Source organism: Aquimarina sp. AWH4_224, from assembly GCF_056160245.1.
The window spans coordinates 256,127-277,068 of record NZ_JBSWWU010000009.1 but is presented as its reverse complement, the minus strand read 5'-3'; the positions used below and the strand labels follow the sequence as shown (position 1 = coordinate 277,068).

Here is a 20,942-nt window from a genome sequence, read left to right as displayed (position 1 = left end):
GCTCAGAACAACAATGTTCAGAATAACAATGTTCAGAACAACAATGTTCAGAATAATAATGCTCAGAATAACAATGCTCAGAACAACAATGCTCAGAACAACAATGTTCAGAATAATAATGCTCAGAACAACAATGTTCAGAATAATAATGCTCAGAACAACAATGTTCAGAATAACAATGTTCAGAACAACAATGTTCAGAATAATAATGCTCAGAATAACAATGCTCAGAACAACAATGTTCAGAACAACAATGTTCAGAATAATAATGCTCAGAACAACAATGTTCAGAATAATAATGCTCAGAACAACAATGTTCAGAACAACAATGTTCAGAATAATAATGCTCAGAACAACAATGTTCAGAATAATAATGTTCAGAATAATAATGCTCAGAACAACAATGTTCGGAATAATAATGCTCAGAACCGCAATGTTAGAAGAGGGAGAAGACCTGGCAGGTAGCATTCATAGCAAATAAGTAGAGTCAAATTAATAGAAGTATATCGAGGATTTAGATCCTCGATATTTTTTTGCCCAAGATCTAAACTTATGCATTAGTGAGAATAGATTTTTGTGAACCTTTGGGGTTTTCAAAATCATTCAAGGCAGGAAATGAATTACGTTATAGTTTCTATATGTTTTTTTAATAAGCTTTTTGAGTAGCACTTTACTACTCTGGATGCTATTTTTTGTTCGTTTTATTTGTTCTCTGAGTTTTTAGGAGGATTGCTCCCATCATTAAGTTATGATTTTACCGTGTTGTATTCGTTTATTGAATTTTAAGGATACACTTTACAGCATTTTTGTAAACATTAAAGTATCGAGATAATATTTGTGGTAAGAGTTGCAGCTTTATCTTATAAACTAAGTAATAAAAAAACTGTCTGAAATAAGTTTCAGACAGTTTTGCTGGTTGATCTCGTAATTACGGTAAAACCTATCTTCTATTATTGACCCATAGAACTTCTTCGTCTTTGTCTAGTTTGTCTGGTTTTATTATCTCCACTTTTGTTGGGGTTTGTGGACCTTGTATTTTGTTTTGACTTTTTCTTTTTTCTGAATTTTGGAGAGGTTAATAATTCTAATTCTTTTTTCTTTTCTTTGAATTTTGGTGAGGCTAAAGCATCTAAGTCCAATCCGTTATTTTGTGCAATAGGTTTCTCAAGTTGTGGATCTTTGGATGATCCCGGTTTTTGAAGATCTTTTTCTTTGGTTTTGTCTGATGAAAGAACAGCTAATATCTCTTTATCAACTTGTTTGTCTGGCGTTGATTTTGTTTTCGGCACCATTTTCTCTTCGCCAGAAGTTTTTAATTGTTCAAGTTCTTGTTCTTTTTTTGTACTAATGATTTTTGGAGGTTCTAAATTAGAATTTACTTTTTTATCAAAATTGAAGATTTTATCACCATTTTGATCAACATCTTGAAATTCTAGTTCTGTTATTTCGTCTTTGTCCTTATACATTTTCTTTCTTTCTTTCAATTCTGGTCTGCATTCTGTAACAAGTTTGAATAGATTTACTTTTTCAAGTTCAGTCAAATTCTCGTTAATTTTACCTCGACTTACATGCTCTATTATACCATTTACTCTTTCTACGCAATGTTTCTCAAATACCCATATTTTATCATTGTTGTCTGTGATTGTTGTTGTATCCCCTTTCCTTGACATATTTTTAATATTGTGAGCTTTTATTTTGGATTTTAAGGTGTATTTTGTTTCACCTCCTAAATTTTCCTTATGAACAGACAGGTTTTCCCTGGTATAGTCTTTTCTTGATCTTACTAATTCCCGGCCTTCATTTTTTTTGTCCTTTGGATAGTTAAGTGTGATACGCCCATAAGTTTTTATTCCATCTTTTTCAGTCATAAAATAGACCGTTGGATTGTTGGCAATATCACCGGTATACCCTACAATATTATCTTTCGTATAAAAATCATCTCTATATCCCATAATTTCTTAATTTTTTAGGTTATTATAATTTTAAATTCTGGAACCAAATTAGGGGGTCTTTACTCTAATACATATCACAAAGTAATACCTGGGATAATTACGGGAATAGATGGGTTATCGTTGTTTATGTACTGGTTGATTGTATTTTTGATGATCGAATATTACTTCAGTCCTACCACTTATTACTTCTGACATACAGATTTCTGTTTCTGTATATATCTTGGAGACAAATTAGATATGTTGATTCCTGAATTAGAGTGATAGCATTTATAAACATTATTACTGTTTCGGAATTACAAAAGGGATGAAAAAAGCTTTAACAAATACAGCATCAGAAAAAAGGAAAGTCACTCAAAAAGAGTTGATACAACTTATGGCAGGATTGGTAAAAAAAGAAGAACTACATCCCAAAACACAAAAAGAAAAGCATAGTCGTTTGAAAGAGCGTATTGCTGTTCGGGAAGTAAAAAGCCAAACAGTTCAACCCAATATAGCGAAGCTAGAGAAAGGCAAAGTCAGTGATTTGAGTGAAGCTCGACTGAAAGAAAAGAGACTTTTGGAAAAGTTTATCAAACTGAATAGTGAGCTGCCTTATAACGCACAAAAAACGGTCAATAATGGGAAAGAAGTTAAAAAACAGGCTTTACTTAAAAAGACAAAAAAGAAAATTCAAAAATTAAAACCTAATCAAGGTTTTGGAATCAGTTCATGATTCAACAACCGATAAATAAACAAAGTTATGGAAACAGTAAAAATCATGGGTTTTTTGGCGGCAGCATTAAGCACTACCACCTTTTTGCCCCAGGTATACAAAACCTGGAAATGCAAATCTACAACAGGTTTATCGCTTCCAATGCTGCTCTTATATACCTTGGCAGGGTTATGTTGGTTAAGTTATGGAACGATGATCCAAAGTCTTCCTATCCTTATTTGTAATGCGATTACCACTTTGGTAGGTCTTTTCTTGATCTGGCAAAAGTATTGGTATCACAAAAGGGTGATTAAAGAATTACGGAGATAAAAAACACATAAATGTATTAGTAATATGGCACTAGAAGAAAACAATCAAGAAGAAAAAAGAGTCAAAAATCTGGAGATGATCTATAGATTAGAATCTGTAGATGGTAAAAAAGCAGATATTGTCTTACATGATGTTAAAAATTTTGCTGCTTTTCAAAAAAACATTGATAAAAGCTATGGTAAGAAAAATGGAGTAGAGCTGGTAGAATTAAAAGATGGGAGGTATGCACATATCATTTATCCAAGCTCTCCACTCTACAAAGAGATTAAGGAGATGATTAAAGATCTTAAAGCAGGTAAAAAACCAAAGCTCTCCAAAGAGTTGGAAGAAATGCTATTCTCGAATCCTGGACCAAAAAAAGATAAAGAAATTAATTTTGCTAATTTTTCAAAAGTTCCAGAGGGATATAAAGAGCCTGCTCCACCTTTACCTCCTAGGAAAAACAAAAGTAATGCTTTGGAGCAATCAAGGGAAAACTCTTACCGAAACAGTAACCGAATAAGTAGAATATCATTTTAGAGATAGAGCTGATACGATTTGACCAGCTATTACCCCAAATACCCCATTTATTAATCGCTGGGTAATACTAGATAAACAAATCTTTAGATTCGTACTGTAGATTCAGGAATACTAAAAAGAGATCTTAGTGTACCATCATCTTAATTATAAAAGTTGATTTCAGAATAAAAGAATATGAGCAAGAAAGTTGAACATAAAGGACCAAACGAAATAATGCAGCAAATCGCAAAGCAATATCAGGATATATTTCATCAGGTTGATCAGTTTAAAGAACATTTTGGAGACAAGTTGGTGGATCAAATATATAGGATGCAAAATGACATCAAACAAACGCTGCCAGAATTTTCTAACGCCAATCAAAAAGAATTGCTGGAAGGAATACAACATCAACATTTGGATGGCATGAAAGTAGCCCTGGATACATTTATAAAAGATACTTCGGCCAAAATGTATCATACAGAGAAGTTATTTCATGAACTTCGACAACCTCTTGAGCATACCAAAGAACAACATCATACACAGACTAATGCACAAGAACCAGGGTGGAGTGATTTTACCAAAATTCCAGAAAAGAAGCCATTGCCTCAAAAAAACCATAGAAACTTGCAGCAAAATGGGCAAAAGAAAATAAATAAGCCCAAATTTTAAGAATTAGTAATATTTGCAAGTAGTAGCTTTATTCTTTTCCTTTAGCTCGGTTTTTGCATAAAAAATGTAGTAATTTTACTCATAAATATTTTGTTTATGAGAAAGGACCAACTCCATTTACTAACCTTCATCGCAATTACGGTTATCTTTTTGATCGTTGCCTCTTTTAGTGTGAAGCATTTTATTATGGAGAGTTCTGATCAGTTGATTACCATTCAGCTAGAATCCAGTACCCGAGAAGCCGATGAGATGGCTCAATTGATATTTACCCAGTTAACCAGCGGTGTCGAACTTAAGGTGATACGGGAAAATGTACAATCTGCCATTAATGATACCGATGAGATGACTTCTTTTATTTCGGTAATGGATTGGTCAGGAAAGTTGATCTGTCATCCCAAAATGACCAAAGTGGGAGAGAAGGTAAATTCTAATCAAAATATTTTGGATGCTTTTGAGAAAGAAGACCGAACAGATCAATTGTATGACATATTGGTAAGTCAAAAAAAGGATGATGAATTAATACATCAGTCTGAAGTGGTACACATCTCTCCTGTAAAAGAAAGTGACTTATTAGTAGCAGCCAATTTTAACCTGGATAAGATCACTATCCAAACCCAACAACTTAAAAACCGTTACTACAGAATTCTCCTTTTGATGGGAGGATTTATTGTTTTACTCTCCTTTTTTGCAGTACGAATCCTTGGAGGTTTATACGAGAAACAATTAGAATCCAAAAATAGTGCACTAGAGAGTGAGTTGTTTAATTTATCCAAGTTAAACACAGATTTGATTGCACATCAACAACAAATTATTACAGAGCAAGCCAATCAACCACAAACTGAAGGAACTACTACAAAAACCGATAAACAAAGGATTCTAACCTATATCAGAAATGAATTGGTACCCATTTCTATAGACCAGTTAGCTTATGCACAGACAGAAAATAGCATTACGTATATTTTTAGAATTGACGGTAAAAGATCGACTTCAAATCTGAGCTTAGATGAGCTATATCAAAGTCTGGATCCTTCCTTATTTTTTAGAGCCAACAGACAATTTATTATCAGTATTAGTGCCATCGAAAAGATTGTACGATATGGAAACAGTCAGCTCAAAATTCTGATTACGGGTAATGAGGATGTTGAAATTATTATCAGTAAAAATAGAGCGGCAGAGTTTAGACAGTGGTTAAGTATATAGATATACGATAATTACTTCCATAAAAAAAATCAGAAGTAACTACTTCTGATTTTTTGCAATAAATATGGTACACTTTTAAACATTAAACTGACATCTTACTTCCGGTTGATTTTTTTCTGGGCTTTTTATTTTTAAATTTCTTTTTTAAGTCTGAAGGAGCTTGAGAATATCTTCTTTCATTCTTTTCTTGGTTTGATAGTGATTTGTCTGAACTTATTAATTTTTCTAAGTCTGCCGAGATGTTCGAACCTCTTTCATTTCCTTGAGAGTGTAGTTTCCATGCATCCGAATCAAACTGTGGTGACGCGTGAGTGTTGGCTCGATCTCTTTGTGGGTTTCTTGTTCCTCCTAATTTATTGATTACCCCGCTAAAGAATTCTTTGATTTTTTTAAACATGATTTTGAGTTTTATGATTATTAATTATTTTTTTAACTGATCTGGTATTGACCCTACGATACTTCAGATCAGCTGGATTGTTTTTCAATCACAAGGCTAAATTAAGAGGCTTTATCCACAAGATTGATGATGGTGTAATTGAAGTAATATTTGATGCTACTAATAAAATAAGGGTAATATAAACCATCAAAACTCATTAATGTACCGATCATTTAATCAATTACGTTTCCTAAACGGCTATTATTGGCATCCTGACCCATAATCTACTATCCTCACCTTAGAAAACAGATACACATGGGCAGTTATTACTTCAAACCGACCGGTTGTTACTTCACCTTAGCAATAAGGCTATAAAAGAGGTTATTTAGCTCTCGTAAAGAATAAATAATCTTAAAACAACATATTATGAATAGCACAAAATTATTTACAGTACAAGGATGGCAAAGATTAGTACAACTATTAAAGCAATTACCGGCAGCATGTAGTTATGCCATCAATAGATAATAAACATCTCTTTTTCTAAAACATAGGAAATACGATGAAGGGTTTGATGAATAGCACAACGAATATTAAAAAACGAATATCATGATTAAAAGAATAAAAACGTTTTGGGATTTTATCACAAGAAAAAAGAGTCCCCTTAAAAAATTACAAAATTATAGTGGTGAATTAGCAGAAGTACTTAATGAGTTGAAAGCAAATGGTAGAAGAGAAGTAGAGACGATCAAATCGCTTAATAAAAAAATTAAAACCAATAAACAGAAACTTCTTGATCGTGCTAAATTGTTGAAAAGTAAAGGTGAAGATATAGAAGCAATAAAAAAGGACGATGTATTTAAAGCTCTTACAAAGCGAATTGCAATGTTAAAAAAGCATAAGTCTACTCATTCTAAGCTTGGAAAATTAATCTTAAATTCAATAAAAAAAGTGGATAAGACAAAGAGCCTAGTGGATCAAATAATAATAGATAAGAGTTTGAAAAAAGCTAATAATGTTTTAAATGATTCTTCTGGAATAGCGAAGGGTAAAAATCAAAAAGCATTACAATACGATAATGCTAACATTAAATACCAAGGCTTAGATTTTTCCGATTTTCACAAACCTTCAAATGAAAATGTCTTAAGCAAAAAGCCTGTCAAATCAAATAGAAATAAACCCAAGCAAAAAGACACATATGCAGAGCCAATTATTAGTACAAGAAAAATGCGTTATTAATTGAATAGATATATAAAAAATTGATCTTTATGTAGATCAATTTTTTTTTGTAGAGAAATGATAGTATTTACTTGATTCCCAAAAACTGAAAAAGGGGATCTTTTTTGCGTTTAGCTACTGGGATCATTTCACGGTTATTCATTTCGATATATACACCGTCTCTTTTTTGAACATTAACGATATTATCCATATTGACCAAAAAGGAATTATGAATCCGAAAAAAATTGTTATGCGCCAACTTCTTTTCGTATTCTCCCAGGTTGGTGCTCGAAACAATTTTTTTCTCATGAGTAGTATGAAACACGGTATATTTTCCTTCGGATTGCAAATAAAGAATATCACTTATTTTTAGGATCTTAACATCGTCGGTAGAGGGAATAGCCAGTAGGTTCAAAGGTTTTGGTTGTACAGTCGTTTGTTGTAAAAATGAAGTAGCCTCTTTTTGATGAGCAATACTTTGTGTTGCCTTTTGGATTACTTGCTGAATTCCTTTAGAATCAAATGATGGAAGAATGCTCCCCGCAGCAGCTTTGGTAAATTTTTGAATATAATGTTCTTCCTGTGTAGAAATTAAGATCAATTCTTTTTCATCAAAATCGACTGCGGCATTTTCTAACATTTTGAAAGCATATGCTATTCCTGTTTTTTGACGCATAATAATCATATCATATGTTTTAGTTTGAATAACATTTTGCGTTTCAATTGGGTTGCATCCTATTGCGGCTATGGTAATGTTTGGACACTCTTGTTCTATAATCGCTTTTATTTGGTGAGCCTCTGCGATATCATTTTCGATGATAATGGCATTTATATGTTGTGTGTTCATGTCTCTGTTGTTTTAATTGATCTTAAAAAGGTCATTACAGGTTGATAAAATCGTATTCTTTAACCCCCTTGGCATCTCTTCTTTTGTCTATAGATATCCTGATTTTTTCGATGAGTTTGTGACCGTTTTCGATTCCTTTGATTTTATAGATGGGATTTGTACTATCTGAGGTGATTAGAACAATGGTTGCTAATCCAAAAATGCGTAGCATCAGCGGTTGTTCTAGCTTGATGTCTTTTACTCTGTATAATTCTAACTGGTTCGTAGTTACAGACAAAACCCCTCGTTTCTCAATCACCCGTTGGTCAGTAATCCGAAGTCGAATGCATTTGGTTTCTATATATTTATAAAACGCTAATACTAATCCTAAACCGTAGATGATGAGTAGTAGGCTGCAACCGATATAGAATGGAAAATGCATCCATTGGGAGGGGGATCCCTCCCAAATATTGTTTTCAGTTTCAGTTTGCATATTGTTTTATTTTGGAATGGTAACAGGCTTTGATTGCAGTAAGTAATTTTCAATCAAAAGTCCATGAGGGTTTTGATCGGTTCTAGAGACATTGTGCAATACGAATTGAGCTTTGAAATCATTAACGGTTTCAGCCTTTTGATCGGTTCTAGACACGCGTAACTTTCCGTATAGTTTTGCTTTATAAGGGGTCACCTTGTCATTGATCTTAACCGAATCTATTTCTATGCTTTGCGTTAGGTTTTGACTTACGATTTTTGCCAGGTGTCCATTAGCCTGTAAGGTCTGATACAATTGTTTACCAGATCTTCCTGATAGGTATAAGGCTTTGTTAATCCGTCTTTCATAATTGAACTGATCAATTTCCCAAAAACCTTCATGAAACATTTTAATATGATTTCTGATTTCTGGTTTCCTGAACTCATCTACTTCGGTCAATGAGATTCCTTTCATCATGGCCGCTTGTCCGTCTTTGGTTAATACAAAAGCTGTGTTTTTTATGGTATTTGTAGTTACAAAAGCCCAGACTAGACTACTTACTGATATTATAATAGATACCAGTAAACAATAGAGTAATGAACGTTTTGCCAGAGCAAAACTGGCTGGGATATTTTTTAAGGTTTGTAAATCCATGATTTATGTTTTTATAATGTTTTTTTTTAGTGTTTTTTGATAAGGGCCACCCTAAAAAATTAAACAAGAAGCTCCTTGTTCCCTTGGATAAGGGAATATTAGGTGCCTCACAAAATGAGGGTTTACAACTTGTTATTTTTTGAATAGGTCTGCCTTAGAACATGGGTGACCCTTTTTCTGAAATTTACCCTAATGGATAAAACATAAGTGTTTTATAGCGTAAATGCATCATTTGATTGTTTTAGTTCAGATCTGATCCTACATCTGGCAAGAAAACATTTGCGATTAGGGCTACTAGTCCAAAAATGGCTAGACCAATAATAAATCGAATAAAGTTCTTTTGCGCTTGTTCATTACCTTGCATATACTGAATAAAGATTAAGAAACCTCCTGCTATAGAGAAAATCCCTACTACTGCATTAAGTATGACTTTGATTTGATCTCCCCAAGTACTTATTTGCGCGTTGATATCATCGGATTGCGCAAAGGTTGGTGCGATATACAATACCGTTAAAAGAAGCGTGCAAATCCATTTAGTGCTGTTCAATTTTGTTTTTAATGATTTTACATTAATGTTTGTGCTTGTTTTTAATGTTCTAGTTTCCATAATTACATTTGTTTTAAGTGTTTATGATTTAAAATTTTATTTCGTTTTTATTAAAGTTGTTATCGGTTGATCTACCTGTACGCATTTTATGCTAGAATTGTATTTCAGCAGCGTACTTAACTCTCCTTTTTTAGGATATTTTTTTTGAATTTTTACATATGCCATTCCTATCAGTATAAATACTAATGATCCTAAAAATGAAGCAAATACTGTAAACAAAAAGGCTAAAAAACATCCTGCTATGATGACGATAGTCATCAAATCAAAACCGCCGATTACAGGTTTTTTTTCAAGTACTTTAGGTGTTTTATATTCCATGATTATTTATTTTGATTTTTCCCCATTGATCTAAATCCATTGATCTGATACATCGTGGATACTGTATTTATTCCGTCTGATACAATACTTCCTCCGCTTTCACCTGCACTGCTTACCAGGAAGTTGGCGTATTTAGGAACATTCCATATATAGTAAATCATTACTACCTGCAGTACTACCGCAAATAATGGTTGTGCAAATCCATCAACCGGAGCATTGTGAATGAGTGCTATAATGGTTTGGAAAATTCTTAATACCGGTAACCATAACATCACCGATAAAAAACCAAAAAACCATTTTTTTAGGATCTCAAAGTTGGATGGGATTAAAGATAGTGGCAGGACCAAGACACCTAGTATGAGGTAAATGGCTTTCATGACCAGCTGTTTTAGTAATATGAACCCTATAATTACCAAGGCAACGATCTGGATAAGTAGATGTATAAATTCTAGCGCAGCAGATACTTGTAGAAAATCATAAATGCTAATCCCATCATTATTATCGCCATCCGCAAATGCCGTAAGTCCTTGCCCTACAATATTTCTAAAACTATCCAGATCTCTGGTGTTGGTAGCTTTTAGACTTGCAGCTTCTACAGCATCGGTTACCAAATCAACCGGCTGCACAATTAGAAAATCAACTAGAGGTCGATATAAAAACAGTGCAGATAATACCAAAATAGGCTTCACCAATACATATGGGTCCATGTTGCTAGAGGGATTAGCAAAATAGGTAATTACCTTTGTCGCTACCAGTATCACCATGATAATGCTTGCCAATAGATAGCAGTAGGGCATAATTGCATCAATAAAACCGTTTAACGCGGTAATCGTTCCGTCTCCGTCGAAGATAAAATCTCCTAATGTTTCTAATACTTCAAAAATATCCATGATGTTTTCAGTTTGATGTTAATCTTTTTAGTGTTGTGACAACTTTGTTTTTTGCCGCTATTTCTTTATCGATTTTTAGGATGTTGTTTTTTACCCTGATTAATCTGATTAATAATTTTAGGTATGCGGTATATACATGACCTGTACCTCCGCTCACCAACATTCCACCTCCGCCTATTAATACGCTCTCTTCTTGTAATTTTTGTAAATATCTTTTTTCGGTTTCTAGTTGATCTTGATATCTGGAGAGCCCTTGTCCAAAACCAAAGGAGGCGACTTTTAACGTATTTATTGTAGATTCAATATTCGCTACTTTTTGGTTGAGAAATACGAGTTTAGCTTGTACTGCAGCTACTACTATTGTATTTGTTTTGAAGTTGCCGAATACATTTCGTTTCGAATCGTAATCCTCTTCGGTATCCTCTAGATCTTTGATTAAATCTCCTTGCTTTTTTCTTAAGTCCAATTCGACACCTAGTGTTGTGCTTATGGTTCCCTTCAGGATTCCTACTTGAATATCTGCAATGCTCTCAGAATGAGTTTGTGCAAAGGCAAAACCGCATATGAACAGGAATAAGTATTTAAAATTTTCCATTTTCTAAGGTTAAATTGATTACACTTTCTAAGGTTGACAGGACTAGGAAAACTCGTTCTCCTTCTGGGATAGGGTTGTTTTTATCAAGGTACTTCATCATCTTATCCCTTTCTTTATTTAGTTTTTTTCTGAAACGGGCTCGGGTTACCGTATTCCGAACAACAGATGAGGGACTCAAAGGGTTTACTATTGGGTATTTTTCTTGTATATACCCGTAGCTATTAAATCCTCCAGCACTGCTAAAAACAGGACTGCTAATAAAGGTTCTTATCGCAGTTTTCTGGAATTCGAACCTAGAGTTAAACGATGTCAACTCTTTTAATTGCTCATTAAAAATTGGTGTTAGCAGTTCAATACTTCCTTTATTTAATAGTTCTTGACCTGCAAGCGTTGTGTTCGAAGTATTGATTTGGTCATAAGCCGATTGTGAAAGATGATCTTCTAAGTTTCCTTTTACCTTTAGTTTAATTAGTACCTGCGCATTTCCCAAATACATAATCATTGAGAAACATATATGTATCAGTATTTTTTTCATCTTCTTTCTAATTAAAAATTCGATTGTATAGCTTGGTTTGTTCTATGTTATCTTCTACGACATCTAACACTCGATTGATTTCTTCCAGAGATTCCATCATATTCTGCAGCAGATTCATCTTTTCTCCATAGATGACAAAAAGACCTTTTTGATTCCTTGCCTCTTGTTGTATATTGTTGAGCATCGTTTCTATAAGTGCCAACATTTTTGTGTTTTCCTTTTTTTTAGAATAGTTGAGCAAGCTCAGGGAGGAGTTTCTGTTCTTTAATGTAGTATAGCGTGTAACAGAAGTTTCAATCTCATTGGTGATTCTTTCTCCTACTGCCAGAGAAAACCCCATAAAATATGCCTGACGCTTTGCATAATCAAAGTTAAAAGCCTTCATTTTATTTCTGTTTTTCTTATCCTCATCATCCAATTTATTATATAGTGCCAATGCTGCCCCGGATCCTGCTAATGACAACGGATCTGTTAAAAAAGGGAACTGCTGGGCATTTAGCACGGATGCTCCGATAAGTGTGAGTAAGCAACTCAATATTTTCGTCTTCATGGGTATTGATTTTTATGAATTATTGTATATGGCTAAATACGTTTCTTTAAGGATCTACAAGTCTATTTCTATGCGTTACAGCTTATCAAAAAACTCTATGAACTGGTTAAAATCAAGCGTATTAGGATCGGTGTCCATTTGCCCAGTATTATCATCATTCTCATTTATACTCAATTGGTTGTATATATTGACAAACTGATCATAATTAAGTACGGCTATACCAGCTGCCGACATAAATAAGGTCTGCCGTACATCAGTATCATTTTTTGCAAATTCTCTCAGTAATTTGCTTCGCAATCGATAAATTTCCTGCCGTTTGGCCGACTTTATATTGGTTTTACTTACCGATTTTAATGCCAGTAATAGCGCTTTATCCATGGTTACTTCATCTAGGTATGCTTGTTTTTCTGAAGTCATATAGGGTAATCCAGGAATTCTTGCTAATCCAGAAGCTCCTAAGCTTAATAGCGCAGAAATTCCAGCGGTTGTAGTATAACCAGTACCTCCATCAAACCGATTTTTTGTGTATTGAAGTCTTAATTGTTCTTTATGATTGTCTAAGGCTGTCTTTAATTTGTTATTTGATGTGGTCAAAGAAATATTTCTTCCTCCCAAAATAGGTATAAGGGCAGTTAGTTTTTTTCGAGTGTTTGCGTCGTTATTATCAATGTGTGTATGAACATGAAAAAATTGCCCAAATGTATGTTGTCCTACCAACAGAAATAATAGTACTAGTGTGCGTATCGTTTTCATGGGTGTTTGTTTTTAAGCGTTTATTTGATGATTAATCGTGTGTAAAAATTATCTTTTTCGGCTTTTAGCTTTAGTAGCTCCAATTCTTTCAAAATGGTGTTGGTAATGGCGGTATATTTTGCCAAAATTTGTTCTTTAACTCCATTATTTACTTCGTTTTGAATTGGAGTGTTTACGAAGAACAACACGGTCTGATGTGCATTTTTTAGATAATTATATTTGTTTGTACACTTTGCTTTTTGAAATGGATTGAGATAACTCCTGCACATGTTGCTATACTTCGAATAGTCTATAAATGCTAGGTTTATTGGATTAACCCGAAATTTCGTTCTTGTTAATCTTTCAGTTCCTGATAAGGTAGCAGCAGCCCCATAAGTAACTGTTGTCTTTAGATTTTGTTTTTGAAAATCTTTTACCGATTTTTTTTCCGTACCGTTTAGGAATATCAAACCATCTCGTAATTCCTTTCCCGCGACATCAAAATATGGAAACTGTGCCCAACTGTTGTTGATAACCAAGAGGAATACAAGAACCGCAAGAATTTGTTGCTTTTTCATGACTACAGTACTTTAGGGTTCAACAATTCTTCTCTTGGAATGATCATCGTGGCAGATCGACCCCCGTTGGTTTCGAAAATATCGATGCTTAATTTTTCCTTTTCGTTAAGCATAAACTTGTCGAATATCAACGTGATATTTTGCTGTCCTTGACCGGCGATTTCAAAATTGTCAGAACATATTCCTGAAGGATGAATTACACGTTCCTGATATAAATAATCTTTTGCAAACCGTTTCTTTAATTTGGTTCTGAACAGGATATGATCAATATCAAAATCAATGGTAGATTCATTTTTGAGTTCGATACGGAGTCCAATTTTTTCGTTTACGTAAAAAATCCCTGTAACCCGAACTCTGATATCCCCTGATTTTCCGTTTTTGAGGTGAATTTTGTTGTTGAAATTTTTGTCTAACTTGTTACATAATGCTTCCAATGCTCTGGCCGCTTCCTCTTCTTTTTGAATTTTATCCTGTACGGCATCGGCAAATTCTTCAGTTCTTTTTACTTTATATGTTAGGTGCTGTAAAACCCTTTGATATCCAAGAATAAAAGAATAGTATCCTCCATCTTTGGTAATAACCGTTAGGTTAGAAAGTTGGGTTCTTCCGTCTACTAGTTCTTGACCAATATGTTTTAGTTTGACCATTTGTTTTGTGGTGTCCGCGACAAAAAATGGAGACCCTACGTCTAGATATTCAATTTGTTGATCAAATATTAAATGTGTTGTTTTTATATCTGATACTTTTATGGTGTCCAGTTGTTTTAAAGGAACCAGATGGTTTTGACTGTTAATGGTATTACTTATCCCAAAAAATACTATAAGTAATAGAAAGAGTTGCTTTTTCATTTTGTTTTTGTTTTTAGAGTTTTTCTACAAATTCTTTTAGAGCTAATTCCATATTTTTTTTCTCCTTGTAGGTGTCAAAAATGACCTTGTTTTCGTCTGCATTAGAAGAATAGCAGGCATATCGCTCGGGAGAAACAGTTACTTTATATACATTAGATACACTACCAACCTTGACAAAAACTTCTCTTTTGTCGGTAGAGAATAGTTTTTCCAGATCAGATTCGCTAAAGGATAAGTATTGCGCAAATTTGTCTTTGGTGGCCATTTTCTTTTTGTGCGATAACAAGATCATCGTATCTGTGTTATTGATCATTGCTGGTCCTGCTGGAGTATCCAAAATATCTTCTACATCTTGCGTGGCAATGGCTACTTCTCCATAGAATTTCCGCACAGTTTTATATAAGTATTTGATGAACTGAGCCATTTCTCCTTTAGAAATCGGTTTCCAACACTCATCGATGAAGATGGATTTTTTGGCTTCGGGTATTTTTCTGATCTTACTCATCACCACATCTATACATAACATCGTCACCAATGGGAAAAGAATAGGGTGATCTTTAATATTATCCATTTCGAATACGATGAATCGTTCTTGTACCAGATCTATAGGTTTTTCTGAGTTTAGGATTTTACTGTATTTACCATCATGAAAATCACGAAGTGACAATTGAAAACTAACTTTGTCAAAGTACCTTTCTTCATCTTCCATTACTTGATTTTGGTCAACAAACTCATAAAAGGAAGACATACATGGATAGCCATTTCGTTCCTTCTCAAAAGATTCGTAATACGCATCTAGATATAGGCCAATAATCTGTTTTTCCTCTCTTTTAAAAGGGTCATCTCCTTTCCATAAAAAGATGATTAGTGAGGTTAGAAATATCTTTTTATCATTATTGACCTCGTCTATATGATGAAAATGAAAAGGGTTGAATTCTAAAGGAACATCTGGATCGTAAGCATAGTACTGTCCTTTTACCAGGTTACATAATTTCTTGTACGAATTACCAATATCGATCATTACGATATGATGACCCTGCTCATAATACTGACTAGCGATATGGTTAATTAAAAAAGATTTTCCCGTACCCGATGGACCAAAAATCAAACGGTTTCTATTTACAATTAGTCCTCTTTTTACAGGCTCTATCCATAAATCTAATCGTACTGGTGCACCGTTTTTACGATCGGTAAGTAGGATCCCATCTCTATTCCCTTCATAATAACTTTCAAAATTGAGTAGGATTGGTGTTTGCTCTGATATCCCGATAAATTTATATAGCTCAGGAACGCAAGTGCATGCCCCTGGTAGATTAGAAAAGAATAAATCTTTTAAAGAGTTTTTGATTTGATAGGGAGTAATGGATAACTCCTTGAACGCATTTTCTAATTGATTTTTATGGTTTTCGAGTTTTTCTTCATTGATATCCCACAATATAATATTGAAGTGTTGGTATACGAATCGCAATTCATTTTCGATAACCTCATTCACCAATTGATCGATTTGATTATAGGTTACTTCATTTTCTTTGGATAAAATGGCTAAACTCTTAAACTGATTCAATTTTGTTTTTAGCTTCGAAAATATTTTTTCAGAATTTTCGATATAAATCACTTGATTATAGATGTGATTACATTCTAAGCCCAAGCAAATGGGTTGTATAAATGGAATCTGAAAATCGGTTTTTTGCGTCGAGAAATCGATGTTTTTCTTTGTGGTCTCAATACTCAATGGTAACTGATTATACGAACTTATGGCATACATCTCTGCAACTTTGTTTCCAACTCTTAATTGCTTGTCAAAAAATAGATCCTGTAAGGACTGTTGCCCCTCTTGGGACAGTGAAATGTATTTTCCTAACACCTTAATAATGGTATCAGAGTCTAAGGAGTCTACTGTAAAAAAATCTTCTTTAGATAGAAATGAAATACTTGTAGTGACTACCTGAATAAAATCTTTTACCTCCTCCATATACTTATCGTATAATTTTGCGTTGCTGGTGAGGCTTATTTTGTTTTTAGAATCTTTGGTAATAAACAGATAGCATTCATGACTCAATGTTGGTTTTTCGTAGAAAAATTTATTGTCGCTTCTGGATAACATCAATTCTCCTTCGGTTACCGCTTCTTTAATCTTATCCACAAAAAAGTAATCTTGCTTTTGGATGATCGTATTTTCAGGAAGTGATCGAATAATCTTATCAAACAATTGATTGATTCTGTTGATTCCTTCTCGATCCAAAGAATAGATCTGTGGTAACTGTAGTTTAAATCCTAAGGTAATATCTCCATTTTTAGAAATGATCATGTCATTTTCTACCGCATAGATTGGAAATATTTTTTGTATCGCTTCGCTTTTCATGTTATTGGGCATTGATGTTAAACCATAAGTGATATTTCTTAGGCATAAAAACCTTTCTTTTCTCAAATACTTCGTTGCCAATCTCCTTGGCTGCCGACAGAATGGCAATATCCTTTGCTTCTTCAAGATTTACGCTGTTGTTTTCGTTTCCAAAACCAGCAGCTTGTGTACCTCTTTGGTAAGCATAGTCATAAACATCTTTGGCTACTTTTCCTGGAATTTTAGGCCAGGTACGGCTGTCTAAGTGTATGCCTTCTATACCATCAAAATCAAACAGTGTAAAATCCAGTTTATACAATGTGTTCTTTGTTTTATAGCTATCGATATCAATCAAAAGTCTGTTGGTGCCAAAGGAAACTTTACCGTATACCACAGCTCCTTTTGGGATTACCACTCTGGGATTGACAAGGCGTATTTCTTTTTTGGTTCGTATAGCAACAGTACTACCATTAACCAATAATCGATCGTCTATGGTTTCTGCGGGAATTAATCCTAATACTTTGTTGTTGTCATTAGAAGATTGTGCTCCGTGAAAAAAGTTTTGTGCTTGAAATTGTGTGTTGATTTGACCCATTAATTTTTCACTCACACTAGTACCTATTTCTGAAATTTTATCCGGTGTTAGTTGATTCATGTTTCCACCGGGAGCAGCATATTGATTGTATGCGGCCAAAAGTTTTTGAATCTCCTCGATATCGGCATCATCATTTGTTGATTGATTTACAGCGTTAGCCTGTCTTACTAACTGTTCTTGCAACGCCATAAGTTCCCTTAGTTCTTCATCTTCGGCGTTTTGTTGGTATGCTAATGCAGAAGTACCTTGTGAGTTCGAGGAACCTTTCCCTAACGCTACCAAATGATTTGAATTTTTCATGGTGGTATCCTCTACGATAAGCGTCTCTTCTATAAATAATTCTTCTTCTTCTTTACCGACATTTCCAAACCCTTTGACAATATCATTTTTTCCAATATTTTTTAAAGATTCTTTGTCGTAGTGTTCAATTTTTGATTTGTTTTCTATTTTCTTTTTAATGACCTCTGGAGTGCTTATCGTCAACTGGCTTTTCTGTGATTTGTTTTTGTCTCCAGGAAATACCACCATTTTAAGCACTATAACGAGTAGTAAGAAGCATCCAACGCCTACAACTCCTACAATGATTTTCTTTTTTTTGTCCATGATTTTTAATGTTTTTAGATAATGTGTGTTTATGCTTTATTTCTCAAAAAACTTTTCCAGAAACGTATAGGATCCAGTTTTTTGTTATTCATGCGTATTTCATAATGCAAGTGTGGCCCAGTAGCTAATCCGGTATCACCCACAAATCCTATAAGCTGCCCTTGAGTTACGGTGTCTCCTTTTTTGACCAGTGTTATCCACAAATGTGCATATAGGGTCTCTAGAGTGGGATAGTGAGCGATCACTATGTGATTGCCATAGCCTTTTTGATATACCGATTTCTGTACTACCCCATTTGCAGAAGCGAGTACGGCAGCTCCTTTGGGTGCAACAAGATCAATACCTGCATGTAATTTGTTTTTTTGCAGAATAGGGTGTCTTCTAAATCCAAAAGGAGAAGAGATATTTTTAAAATCTTCTTTTGCTAATGGAAAATGGATCGGAAGACTTTTGAGAGGATCCATTACATTTTCTTTTTTAGTATTTTGCGCATAGGTCAGTGTAGAACAAACTAGCAACAAAATTGGGATAATTACCCTTATGTTTATGTGTGTTGTTTTCATGATTGTGTGGTGCTTTTAAGAGTTGAATTATTGTGTCAATTAGTTTGAGGGATCCATTTGCTGATCTTGCTCCTCCTGTTCGTATTCATGGTAATTTGCTTCTAGCTTCTCTAGTTCGTTAGCGACTAGAACATCAATTTCAGCTACAATTCTGTTGAAGTTGCCATCCAATAATTTATCGATATCGTTATCTTCTCCTATGGTAAGCGGAATAGGATCTTTTATTTGATCATTGCGTTGATCTACTTTTATTTTACCTCTGAATATTTTTCGGTTGATTTCTTCTCCAAAATTATCTGCGACTACCCCTACAAATTCTCCTTGCGATAGTTGTGAAATCGTAGCGACTGGGATGGCATATTCTAGGTTTTCATTAATGCTATACGAAGTACTACTAGTATCTACCGAGATGTTTTTTAGTTTCTGTTTCTTTTTACCAAATATTTCCTGAAGTTTGGTTGCAGTCTCACTACGTACCGATCCGCTAAAAATGTTACCGACGATATTAAAAATCGTTGCAGCAACTTCGTTACCGTAATCTCGTTTTAATTGCTCCAGATCTTGCATACCGATAGTGGTCGATATTTTATTGGATCTAGCAGTTGCGATGAGGTTATCTAATCCCATAAAATACATGGTAGGTAACTCGTCAATAATTACAGAACATGGTTGACGTCCTTGTGTATTAATCTCCTTCAATATTTGAGTTGAAATCAAACCTAATGCCGGCGAGTTGGTTGTTTGCGTGGCAGGTGAGTTAGCCAAAACCAGTAAAGAAGGTTTTTCGGGATCATTAATGCTTAGCGATACATTGAGTTCAGGATAGATGTTATTGCCCATCACCCAAAACAACTCTTTGGTAGCCAATTGTGATAAAGGAATCCTTGCCGAAGCCGTTTGTCCCGATAATTGCTCGTAAGCTTCTTTTTCCAAAGCATCAGCAAACGGTGTCATAAAGAATTTTAGTTCTGGATAAGAGCCTAAAATTTTAAATACCTTTTCATCTGGGCAAGACGCTAATGTAATGGCGTGTGGTAATGTACAATACTTCCCACCCTCATAAATCTTAAGAAAATAGATGCACGATGCAAAGTATGATATTGCGGATTGTGCAAAAAAGTCTTTTTTGGTAATCCATTCTTTGTTTAGATTGTACAATACCGTCTGCGAGGCTTCAATAGCATCTGCAGCTTTACGAATTAGGTCTGGACTTAATGGATTTACAAAGTTTGATTTTTGAATGTCATCCAAAGAAATCACATTAAAAGTAGGTTCTATTTGATATACCTCTTTATAAAATTGATAGAATGCATAAGTTTCTTTGGCCAGTGAAGGAAACTTAAAATCGTAAACCAACATAGTAAACTGCTTCTGGATGTGTTGGCGGATATACTCTTCGATTACAGAATAGGATTTACCAGATCCAGGCGTCCCTAAAACCATAGTGGCTCTGAATGGATTTACTACATTAATAAAACCTTTATCTGTTTTGAAATTTACAGAATATGGGTTCGTCATTACCCCTTGCTCCTGTTTAAAAATGAGATTCTCATCATTAAACTCATCTTTAGACCCAAAGTAATTAAAGTGTCTTCTGATCTTAAATAAGGCCCATATAAATGCTATCAGGGCTACTGTAGTTAATCCTAAGTTCGGAAACATAGGAACTGGTAATTCACCGGCGATAACAAAGACTAAAGTCCCTACAGCCAAGGCTAAGTAGTATAGGCTGTTTTTGGTATCTGCTTCGGGTTTCTTTTTGACATGAAAGCCGAAGGAAGCAAAAGAAAATATTCCTAAGACCAAACTTCTTATTACTATAGAGCTTTCTAAAAAAGGAGCAACACTATATAATTTGATGATCATTTTATTGATATAGGCATGTGTTACACTTAATCCATAAAGCTGATCTATATGATGTGCATAAATATCAATTCCTAATAATACTATGCACAGTAACATCGTTACCAAAATGATCATATCTATAGAGAGTTTACTGTCCTTCATGGTTAAAATTATTATGAGTTGTGTGTTGTTTTTAAGATTATTTTCGAGTGTCAATTATCTATGAATAGCATAGCTGCTAGCAATAGCTAATTGCTTTATAAGTTGTTTTATTTTCTTATAGTTTATCGGAAAAAGTTTTGTGATCGGATTCATGTCTATTGGATTTGTGTTGTTTGTTATTTCTGACGCAAAGTAAAGCTATACAAGGGCTTAGGGTCAAAACAACTTGTGTAAAAGGGAAAAAAACAGGTGTAAAAAGGAAGTATTTTGGCTGAGTAGAATATGATTTTAATCAAA

Annotated in this window: 25 protein-coding genes; 7 read left to right on the top strand and 18 right to left on the bottom strand. The window is 34.1% G+C overall.

What is annotated here, in order from left to right; translation table 11 throughout:
- The coding region (locus tag ACXAGJ_RS18590; protein ID WP_474841858.1) for a hypothetical protein at positions 1–465 on the top strand (465 nt) is incomplete at its 5' end.
- 485 nt (positions 466–950) lie between these two features.
- On the opposite strand, the gene ACXAGJ_RS18585 is transcribed toward ACXAGJ_RS18590, so the two are convergent.
- On the bottom strand, positions 951–1,952 hold the full coding sequence (locus ACXAGJ_RS18585; protein WP_474841856.1) for a hypothetical protein: 1,002 nt from the start codon (positions 1,950–1,952) through the stop codon (positions 951–953).
- Positions 1,953–2,256: 304 nt separating this feature from the next.
- Between ACXAGJ_RS18585 and ACXAGJ_RS18580 the strand changes: the two genes are divergently transcribed.
- The 5 genes from ACXAGJ_RS18580 to ACXAGJ_RS18560 all read left to right on the top strand — a co-directional run bounded on the left by ACXAGJ_RS18580 (position 2,257) and on the right by ACXAGJ_RS18560 (position 5,340).
- Entirely contained in the window at positions 2,257–2,664 is a 408-nt protein-coding gene (locus tag ACXAGJ_RS18580; protein WP_474841854.1) for a hypothetical protein, read from the top strand.
- A gap of 27 nt (positions 2,665–2,691) precedes the next feature.
- On the top strand, positions 2,692–2,973 hold the full coding sequence (locus tag ACXAGJ_RS18575) for a SemiSWEET family sugar transporter (protein WP_474841852.1): 282 nt from the start codon (positions 2,692–2,694) through the stop codon (positions 2,971–2,973).
- Between the two features lie 24 nt (positions 2,974–2,997).
- Complete coding sequence (locus ACXAGJ_RS18570) at positions 2,998–3,492, top strand: hypothetical protein (protein WP_474841850.1); 495 nt, start codon at positions 2,998–3,000, stop codon at positions 3,490–3,492.
- Positions 3,493–3,666: 174 nt separating this feature from the next.
- Positions 3,667–4,140: a hypothetical protein gene (locus ACXAGJ_RS18565; RefSeq protein ID WP_474841849.1), complete on the top strand. Its 474-nt coding sequence runs from the start codon at positions 3,667–3,669 to the stop codon at positions 4,138–4,140.
- 96 nt (positions 4,141–4,236) lie between these two features.
- The gene (locus ACXAGJ_RS18560; RefSeq protein ID WP_474841847.1) at positions 4,237–5,340 is read left to right on the top strand and encodes a LytR/AlgR family response regulator transcription factor; all 1,104 of its coding nucleotides are present in this window, start codon (positions 4,237–4,239) and stop codon (positions 5,338–5,340) included.
- Positions 5,341–5,422: 82 nt separating this feature from the next.
- Here the strand turns inward: ACXAGJ_RS18560 and ACXAGJ_RS18555 are convergent, their stop codons facing one another.
- Positions 5,423–5,737 (bottom strand): hypothetical protein, encoded by a 315-nt coding sequence (locus ACXAGJ_RS18555; protein WP_474841845.1) that lies wholly within the window; start codon positions 5,735–5,737, stop codon positions 5,423–5,425.
- Positions 5,738–6,322: 585 nt separating this feature from the next.
- Here ACXAGJ_RS18555 and ACXAGJ_RS18550 point away from each other — a divergent pair.
- On the top strand, positions 6,323–6,952 hold the full coding sequence (locus ACXAGJ_RS18550; protein ID WP_474841843.1) for a hypothetical protein: 630 nt from the start codon (positions 6,323–6,325) through the stop codon (positions 6,950–6,952).
- 67 nt (positions 6,953–7,019) lie between these two features.
- Here the strand turns inward: ACXAGJ_RS18550 and ACXAGJ_RS18545 are convergent, their stop codons facing one another.
- The 16 genes from ACXAGJ_RS18545 to ACXAGJ_RS18470 form a co-directional block, all read right to left on the bottom strand.
- Positions 7,020–7,778: a LytR/AlgR family response regulator transcription factor gene (locus tag ACXAGJ_RS18545; RefSeq protein WP_474841841.1), complete on the bottom strand. Its 759-nt coding sequence runs from the start codon at positions 7,776–7,778 to the stop codon at positions 7,020–7,022.
- A 34-nt stretch (positions 7,779–7,812) separates the two neighbouring features.
- Positions 7,813–8,250, bottom strand: a complete 438-nt coding sequence (locus ACXAGJ_RS18540) for a PH domain-containing protein (RefSeq protein ID WP_474841839.1) — start codon at positions 8,248–8,250, stop codon at positions 7,813–7,815.
- Positions 8,251–8,256: 6 nt separating this feature from the next.
- On the bottom strand, positions 8,257–8,883 hold the full coding sequence (locus ACXAGJ_RS18535; protein WP_474841837.1) for a hypothetical protein: 627 nt from the start codon (positions 8,881–8,883) through the stop codon (positions 8,257–8,259).
- Positions 8,884–9,124: 241 nt separating this feature from the next.
- Complete coding sequence (locus ACXAGJ_RS18530; RefSeq protein WP_474841835.1) at positions 9,125–9,490, bottom strand: hypothetical protein; 366 nt, start codon at positions 9,488–9,490, stop codon at positions 9,125–9,127.
- A gap of 36 nt (positions 9,491–9,526) precedes the next feature.
- Positions 9,527–9,808 (bottom strand): hypothetical protein, encoded by a 282-nt coding sequence (locus ACXAGJ_RS18525; protein ID WP_474841833.1) that lies wholly within the window; start codon positions 9,806–9,808, stop codon positions 9,527–9,529.
- Positions 9,809–9,810: 2 nt separating this feature from the next.
- Positions 9,811–10,698: a hypothetical protein gene (locus tag ACXAGJ_RS18520; RefSeq protein ID WP_474841831.1), complete on the bottom strand. Its 888-nt coding sequence runs from the start codon at positions 10,696–10,698 to the stop codon at positions 9,811–9,813.
- Between the two features lie 7 nt (positions 10,699–10,705).
- On the bottom strand, positions 10,706–11,293 hold the full coding sequence (locus ACXAGJ_RS18515; protein ID WP_474841829.1) for a hypothetical protein: 588 nt from the start codon (positions 11,291–11,293) through the stop codon (positions 10,706–10,708).
- Positions 11,280–11,828, bottom strand: a complete 549-nt coding sequence (locus ACXAGJ_RS18510) for a hypothetical protein (RefSeq protein ID WP_474841827.1) — start codon at positions 11,826–11,828, stop codon at positions 11,280–11,282. The genes ACXAGJ_RS18515 and ACXAGJ_RS18510 overlap by 14 nt, the downstream gene beginning before the upstream one ends.
- Positions 11,829–11,835: 7 nt before the next feature.
- Entirely contained in the window at positions 11,836–12,378 is a 543-nt protein-coding gene (locus tag ACXAGJ_RS18505) for a hypothetical protein (protein WP_474841825.1), read from the bottom strand.
- Positions 12,379–12,453: 75 nt separating this feature from the next.
- Positions 12,454–13,131, bottom strand: coding sequence for a hypothetical protein (locus ACXAGJ_RS18500; protein ID WP_474841823.1), 678 nt, complete (start codon positions 13,129–13,131; stop codon positions 12,454–12,456).
- Positions 13,132–13,151: 20 nt separating this feature from the next.
- Positions 13,152–13,688 (bottom strand): hypothetical protein, encoded by a 537-nt coding sequence (locus ACXAGJ_RS18495; protein WP_474841821.1) that lies wholly within the window; start codon positions 13,686–13,688, stop codon positions 13,152–13,154.
- Between the two features lie 2 nt (positions 13,689–13,690).
- The gene (locus tag ACXAGJ_RS18490) at positions 13,691–14,536 is read right to left on the bottom strand and encodes a DUF4138 domain-containing protein (protein WP_474841819.1); all 846 of its coding nucleotides are present in this window, start codon (positions 14,534–14,536) and stop codon (positions 13,691–13,693) included.
- 13 nt (positions 14,537–14,549) lie between these two features.
- On the bottom strand, positions 14,550–16,898 hold the full coding sequence (locus ACXAGJ_RS18485; protein ID WP_474841817.1) for a TraG family conjugative transposon ATPase: 2,349 nt from the start codon (positions 16,896–16,898) through the stop codon (positions 14,550–14,552).
- A gap of 1 nt (position 16,899) precedes the next feature.
- Positions 16,900–18,075: a conjugative transposon protein TraM gene (traM, locus tag ACXAGJ_RS18480; RefSeq protein WP_474841815.1), complete on the bottom strand. Its 1,176-nt coding sequence runs from the start codon at positions 18,073–18,075 to the stop codon at positions 16,900–16,902.
- Between the two features lie 29 nt (positions 18,076–18,104).
- Positions 18,105–18,539 (bottom strand): M23 family metallopeptidase, encoded by a 435-nt coding sequence (locus ACXAGJ_RS18475; protein WP_474841813.1) that lies wholly within the window; start codon positions 18,537–18,539, stop codon positions 18,105–18,107.
- A 138-nt stretch (positions 18,540–18,677) separates the two neighbouring features.
- The gene (locus tag ACXAGJ_RS18470) at positions 18,678–20,645 is read right to left on the bottom strand and encodes a TraM recognition domain-containing protein (protein WP_474841811.1); all 1,968 of its coding nucleotides are present in this window, start codon (positions 20,643–20,645) and stop codon (positions 18,678–18,680) included.
- Between the last annotated feature and the right edge of the window lie 297 nt (positions 20,646–20,942).

What these genes read in the sequence shown, in the direction of transcription:
- ACXAGJ_RS18575 (WP_474841852.1), top strand. Translation starts at nt 2,692, where the DNA reads ATGGAAACAGTAAAAATCATGGGTTTTTTGGCGGCAGCATTAAGCACT.
- ACXAGJ_RS18585 (WP_474841856.1), bottom strand. Translation starts at nt 1,952, where the DNA reads ATGGGATATAGAGATGATTTTTATACGAAAGATAATATTGTAGGGTAT.
- ACXAGJ_RS18485 (WP_474841817.1), bottom strand. Translation starts at nt 16,898, where the DNA reads ATGAAAAGCGAAGCGATACAAAAAATATTTCCAATCTATGCGGTAGAA.
- ACXAGJ_RS18525 (WP_474841833.1), bottom strand. Translation starts at nt 9,808, where the DNA reads ATGGAATATAAAACACCTAAAGTACTTGAAAAAAAACCTGTAATCGGC.
- ACXAGJ_RS18520 (WP_474841831.1), bottom strand. Translation starts at nt 10,698, where the DNA reads ATGGATATTTTTGAAGTATTAGAAACATTAGGAGATTTTATCTTCGAC.
- ACXAGJ_RS18510 (WP_474841827.1), bottom strand. Translation starts at nt 11,828, where the DNA reads ATGAAAAAAATACTGATACATATATGTTTCTCAATGATTATGTATTTG.
- ACXAGJ_RS18535 (WP_474841837.1), bottom strand. Translation starts at nt 8,883, where the DNA reads ATGGATTTACAAACCTTAAAAAATATCCCAGCCAGTTTTGCTCTGGCA.
- ACXAGJ_RS18500 (WP_474841823.1), bottom strand. Translation starts at nt 13,131, where the DNA reads ATGAAAACGATACGCACACTAGTACTATTATTTCTGTTGGTAGGACAA.
- ACXAGJ_RS18475 (WP_474841813.1), bottom strand. Translation starts at nt 18,539, where the DNA reads ATGGATCCTCTCAAAAGTCTTCCGATCCATTTTCCATTAGCAAAAGAA.
- ACXAGJ_RS18505 (WP_474841825.1), bottom strand. Translation starts at nt 12,378, where the DNA reads ATGAAGACGAAAATATTGAGTTGCTTACTCACACTTATCGGAGCATCC.
- traM (WP_474841815.1), bottom strand. Translation starts at nt 18,075, where the DNA reads ATGGACAAAAAAAAGAAAATCATTGTAGGAGTTGTAGGCGTTGGATGC.
- ACXAGJ_RS18545 (WP_474841841.1), bottom strand. Translation starts at nt 7,778, where the DNA reads ATGAACACACAACATATAAATGCCATTATCATCGAAAATGATATCGCA.
- ACXAGJ_RS18560 (WP_474841847.1), top strand. Translation starts at nt 4,237, where the DNA reads ATGAGAAAGGACCAACTCCATTTACTAACCTTCATCGCAATTACGGTT.
- ACXAGJ_RS18495 (WP_474841821.1), bottom strand. Translation starts at nt 13,688, where the DNA reads ATGAAAAAGCAACAAATTCTTGCGGTTCTTGTATTCCTCTTGGTTATC.
- ACXAGJ_RS18530 (WP_474841835.1), bottom strand. Translation starts at nt 9,490, where the DNA reads ATGGAAACTAGAACATTAAAAACAAGCACAAACATTAATGTAAAATCA.
- ACXAGJ_RS18540 (WP_474841839.1), bottom strand. Translation starts at nt 8,250, where the DNA reads ATGCAAACTGAAACTGAAAACAATATTTGGGAGGGATCCCCCTCCCAA.
- ACXAGJ_RS18570 (WP_474841850.1), top strand. Translation starts at nt 2,998, where the DNA reads ATGGCACTAGAAGAAAACAATCAAGAAGAAAAAAGAGTCAAAAATCTG.
- ACXAGJ_RS18515 (WP_474841829.1), bottom strand. Translation starts at nt 11,293, where the DNA reads ATGGAAAATTTTAAATACTTATTCCTGTTCATATGCGGTTTTGCCTTT.
- ACXAGJ_RS18470 (WP_474841811.1), bottom strand. Translation starts at nt 20,645, where the DNA reads ATGAAGGACAGTAAACTCTCTATAGATATGATCATTTTGGTAACGATG.
- ACXAGJ_RS18580 (WP_474841854.1), top strand. Translation starts at nt 2,257, where the DNA reads ATGAAAAAAGCTTTAACAAATACAGCATCAGAAAAAAGGAAAGTCACT.
- ACXAGJ_RS18565 (WP_474841849.1), top strand. Translation starts at nt 3,667, where the DNA reads ATGAGCAAGAAAGTTGAACATAAAGGACCAAACGAAATAATGCAGCAA.
- ACXAGJ_RS18550 (WP_474841843.1), top strand. Translation starts at nt 6,323, where the DNA reads ATGATTAAAAGAATAAAAACGTTTTGGGATTTTATCACAAGAAAAAAG.
- ACXAGJ_RS18490 (WP_474841819.1), bottom strand. Translation starts at nt 14,536, where the DNA reads ATGAAAAAGCAACTCTTTCTATTACTTATAGTATTTTTTGGGATAAGT.
- ACXAGJ_RS18555 (WP_474841845.1), bottom strand. Translation starts at nt 5,737, where the DNA reads ATGTTTAAAAAAATCAAAGAATTCTTTAGCGGGGTAATCAATAAATTA.